General features: G+C 72.5%; 3 protein-coding genes, 2 pseudogenes and 1 riboswitch. All 5 genes and pseudogenes read left to right on the forward strand.

Annotated elements, in window-relative coordinates; translation table 11 throughout:
- A pseudogene (locus tag FUT87_RS29925) lies at positions 1-334 on the forward strand (hypothetical protein); the annotation flags it as partial.
- Positions 330-597: riboswitch (cobalamin riboswitch) on the forward strand. (Overlaps the previous pseudogene by 5 nt.)
- Before the next feature lie 108 nt (positions 598-705).
- Positions 706-2,613, forward strand: coding sequence for a TonB-dependent siderophore receptor (locus tag FUT87_RS10150; protein ID WP_147240940.1), 1,908 nt, complete (start codon positions 706-708; stop codon positions 2,611-2,613).
- An 84-nt stretch (positions 2,614-2,697) separates the two neighbouring features.
- Entirely contained in the window at positions 2,698-3,324 is a 627-nt protein-coding gene (cobU, locus tag FUT87_RS10155) for a bifunctional adenosylcobinamide kinase/adenosylcobinamide-phosphate guanylyltransferase (RefSeq protein WP_147240941.1), read from the forward strand.
- Positions 3,321-4,259, forward strand: coding sequence for an ABC transporter substrate-binding protein (locus FUT87_RS10160; RefSeq protein ID WP_310732142.1), 939 nt, complete (start codon positions 3,321-3,323; stop codon positions 4,257-4,259). Before cobU ends, FUT87_RS10160 begins: the two co-directional genes overlap by 4 nt.
- Positions 4,259-4,501, forward strand: a pseudogene (locus FUT87_RS10165) (iron ABC transporter permease); the annotation flags it as partial. The gene FUT87_RS10160 and the pseudogene FUT87_RS10165, both read left to right, overlap by 1 nt.

Here is a 4,501-nt window from a genome sequence, read left to right on the forward strand (position 1 = left end):
CCGCCGACGAGTCCCGCGAGCTCGCAACGCGGCAGCGCGAACGCGAACGCCTCGCGGCGCAATCGCCCGCGCCCGCCGCCGCCGGCATCGACGCTCCATCGAGCCCCGGCCCCCGAAGGCGTCGACGCGCCCCTCCAAGCCCGCCGATCCGAAGAAGCCCAAGCCCAAGGATCCGAAGCAGCCGCCCAAGAAGAAACCCAAGCTGCCGAAGTCGCCCGACCCGTCGCTGCCGCCCAAGCCGACGACCAAGCCCGGCAAGAAGGCGCCCGCGATGGTCGGCGATGGCGCGCTCCAGCCACTGCCCAGACGCGGCGAGGCGGAAACACCTCGCTAGAATGCGCGCCGTTGGTGCTCGCGCGGACATTGCGTCCGTGCAGTTAAACGGGAATCAGGAAGCGGGCGCATCGCCGATGCGCGAGCCAACCTGAGCTGTCCCCGCAACGGTAAGTGGCCGCCGGCCGCGCGCCCCGGATCCTGACGAAGGACCCGGCACGCCGCCGGCACTGCCTGTCCCCATGTCCACTGGCGCGCCCGCGCTGGGAAGGACACAGGCAGCGGCCACCAGCCCGGATACCGGCCAACAGGTGGTGCCCGCCAGCCGATCCCGACCCGCCCACCCGGTGGATCGACGACGCAGCCGGCGGCATCGTTCCTCAGACGTCCTGCGGGTGAGCAGGGCCCTGAACCCGTCGTTGGTCCGTTCTCATGCTTCCGTTCGTTTCGCGCGCGCGCGCCGGTGCCCGCTCGCTGCTCGCCTTCACGCCGCTGGCGCTCGCCGCCACGGCCTTCGCGCAGTCCGCGCCCTCCTCCACCTCGGCCGACGCCACCGCTCCCGCGAGCCGGCTCGACGAAGTCACCGTCACCGGCTCGCGCAGCCCGATGCGGCTGGGCGACATCGCCGCCGACCTCACCGTCATCCACCGCGACACCATCGAGCGCCAGGGCTTCGGCAACGTCGCCGCGCTGCTGCGCAACGTCGCCGGCCTGCAGATGACCAACAACGGCGGGCCGGGCAACACCACCTCCGTCTTCATCCGCGGCGCCGAGACCCGCCACACCGTCGTCCTGATCGACGGCGTGCGCATCGACGGCCAGTCCACCGGCGGCGCGCGCTGGGAGAACCTGCCGGTCTCGCTGATCGATCGCGTCGAGGTGCTCAAGGGCCCGGCCAGCGCGCTGTACGGCTCCGACGCCATCGGCGGCGTGGTGCAGATCTTCACGCGCCAGGGCAGCGGCCGGCCGCAGCTGGACCTGGGCGTCGGCGGCGGCAACCTCGGCCAGGTCAAGGCCGACGTCTCGCTGCTGGGCGGCACTGCGGACTTCGACTACGCCGGTTCGCTGGCCGTCGACCGCGGCACCGGCTTCAACGCCTACGGCCTCACGACCAGCAAGAGCTTCAATGCCGACAAGGACGGCTGGCGCAACTACAACGGCAGCCTGCGCCTGGGCGGCCGCATCGCCGAAGGCCAGCGCCTGGAGCTGCTCGGCTTGAAGAGCCGCAGCGACGTCGGCTACGACGCCGGCAAGAACGCCGACGACCGCGGCATCACCGAATCGATCGCCGCCAAGCTCAGCCTGAAGTCGGTCTGGTCGCAGGCGCTGTCGACGCAGCTCTCCGTCGGCCAGTCCGAAGAGAACTACGAGACGCGCCCCAGCGCCCCCTACCTGACCAGAACCCGCATCCGCAGCGCCTCGCTGCTGGGCTTCTACCGGATCAATGCCGCGCACCAGCTCAATGGCGTGCTGGAGCGTCGCGAGGACCGCCTCGTCAACGCCGACCTGGTCGGCGGCGGTACCGGCACGCGCAGCCAGAACGCGGCCGGCCTGAGCTACCTCGGCACGCTGGGCGCGCTGAGCCTGCAGGCGCACGGTCGCCATGACGACGACAGCGAGTTCGGCGGCATCGACACCGGCAGCCTGGCGGCCGGCTACCGGCTCGGTGGCGGCTGGCGGGTGACGGCCTCGGCCGGCAACGCCTTCCGCGCGCCGACGCTGTTCCACCGCGGCAGCGTCTACGGCCCGGACATCAGCCGGGGCTTCCCGGAACTGCGGCCGGAGCGCGGCCACAACCGCGAGGCCGGCCTGGCCTGGGCCCAGGGCGACCTGGACTTCGCCATCACCACCTTCCGCAACCGCGTCAGCGACCTGATCGCCTTCGGCGCCGCGGGCAGCTGCCGCTCCACGACCGGCTGCTACACCAACGTCGCGCGCGCGATGCTCAAGGGCACCAGCCTGAAGGGCGGCGCGACCCTGGGCGCGGTCAAGCTCAGCGCCACCGCCGACTTCCTCGACCCGACCGACGCCAACACCGGCCGCCAGCTGCAGCGCCGCGCCAAGCGCTTCGGCACGCTGCGCGCCGAGACGACGCTGCGCGCCTGGACACTGGGCGCGAACCTGGTCGGTTCCGGCGAGCGCTTCGACGACGCCGCCAACAAGACCCGGCTCGGCGGCTACGGCCTGCTCAACCTGGACGCGCAGTTCGCGTTCGCCAAGGACTGGCGCCTGCAGCTGAACGTCGACAACGCGTTCAACCGTCAGTACCAGACGGCGAACTTCTACAACCAGGCGGGCCGGACCTGGTTCGTGATGCTGCGCTACGCGCCGACGCTGTGAGCGCGGCCCGCCTCGACCGTCGTTCCCCGCCGCGCGGACCCTCGCGGTAAGGTCCGCACTTCCCCTTCGCCCCCGGAGTCCCGGATGCCTGCTCATCACCTGATCGTCGGCGGCCAGCGCAGCGGCAAGTCGCGCCATGCGGAGCGCCTCGCGCTGCGCTGGGCGCGCACGCCGGGCCATCGGGTCACGGTGGTCGCGACCGCCGAGGCCCATGACGACGAGATGCGCGAGCGCATCGCCCGCCACCGCGCCGACCGGCCGGCCGGCTTCGACACCGTCGAGGCGCCGCTGCAACTGTGCGAGGCGCTGCGGGCGGCGGCATCGCCCCAGCGGCTGCTGGTCGTCGACTGCCTGACGCTGTGGCTCACCAACTGGCTGATGCCGATGGCGGGCGCGCCGCGCCTGGACGACTGGCGCGCCGAGTGCGCCGAACTGCGGCGCCTGCTGCCGACGCTGGCCTCGCCGGTGATCTTCGTGTCCAACGAGGTCGGATGGGGCGTGATGCCGATGGGCCGCGAGGTGCGCGCCTATGTGGACGAACTCGGCCGGCTCAACCAGCAGGTCGCGCGGCAGTGCGGCGAGCTGACGCTGATGGTGGCCGGCCAACCGTGGACGCGTCCGGTCGAGCCGCTCGACGAGGACCAGGACGACAACGAGGCCGCCGCCCGCGAGCGCGTCGACGCCACGGACAACGAGGAGAACAAGCGATGAAGTCGATGGGACCCCTGAGCCGCGCCGCGTTGTCGCTGGCCACGCTGGTGCTGACCGCGACCTCGGCGGTCGCCGCGCCGATCACGATCCAGGACGACCGCGGTCACACGGTGACCTTGCCGGACGTGCCGCGGCGCATTGTCAGCCTGCTGCCTTCGCTGACCGAGACCATCTGCGAACTGGGCGATTGCGCCAAGGTCGTCGGCGTCGACCGCTTCTCCAACTTCCCCGCCAGCGTGCAGAAGCTGCCCCGGCTCGGCGGCCTGGACGACACCAGCATCGAGGCCCTGGTCGCGCTCAAGCCCGACGTCGTCGTGGCCGGCGTCTCGGCGCGCGTCATCGATCGCCTGGAGGGCTTGGGCCTGCGTGTCCTGGCGCTGGAACCCAAGAGCATGAACGACGTCCAGCGGGTGCTGGGCAAGATGGGCCGGCTGCTCGGCAAGGAGGACGACGCGCGCCGCCTGTGGAACCGGGTCGACGGCCACATCGCGCAGAGCGCCGCCACGCTGCCGCCGGCCGCGCGCGGGCTGAGCGTCTATTACGAGGTCGACGCCGGGCCCTATGGCGCCGGCACCGCCTCCTTCATGGGCGAGATCCTGGCCCGGCTCGGCGCGAAGAACATCATCCCGGCCGAGCTCGGGCCCTTCCCCAAGCTCAATCCCGAGTTCATCGTCCGCGCCGACCCGCAGGTGATCATGGTCGGCCAGCGCAACGCCGCGGGCCTGCCGCAGCGGCCGGGCTGGTCCGCGATCCGCGCCGTCAAGCAGCAGCGCATCTGCGTCTGGGTGCCGGCCGAGTCCGACGTGCTGGTGCGCCCCGGCCCGCGCATGTCGGAAGCCGCGGCGCTGATGGCGCGCTGCCTGCGCGAGGCGGCGCAGGGGCCGGTGGCTTGGCCGACCACGCCCTTCAACGCCCCGCCCGGAGGCATGCGCTGATGCGCGCCAAGTCCGCTCCGTCGGCTGCATCGGCCGCATCGGCCGCGTCCGCCAGGACCGCCGCGCAGTTCGTCGCGCTGCTCGTGCTGGGCGCGGTGCTGCTCGCGCTGGGCCTGGCGATCGGCAGCCTGGGCTGGAGTCCCTGGACCGAGGCCGGCGACACGATGCGGCTGATCCTCTGGGACATCCGCGCGCCGCGCTCCCTCGGCGCCTGGCTGGCGGGCGCGCTGCTGGCGCTGGCC

Source organism: Mitsuaria sp. TWR114 (genome assembly GCF_007997345.1).

What these genes read in the sequence shown, in the direction of transcription:
- FUT87_RS10150 (WP_147240940.1), top strand. Translation starts at nt 706, where the DNA reads ATGCTTCCGTTCGTTTCGCGCGCGCGCGCCGGTGCCCGCTCGCTGCTC.
- cobU (WP_147240941.1), top strand. Translation starts at nt 2,698, where the DNA reads ATGCCTGCTCATCACCTGATCGTCGGCGGCCAGCGCAGCGGCAAGTCG.
- FUT87_RS10160 (WP_310732142.1), top strand. Translation starts at nt 3,321, where the DNA reads ATGAAGTCGATGGGACCCCTGAGCCGCGCCGCGTTGTCGCTGGCCACG.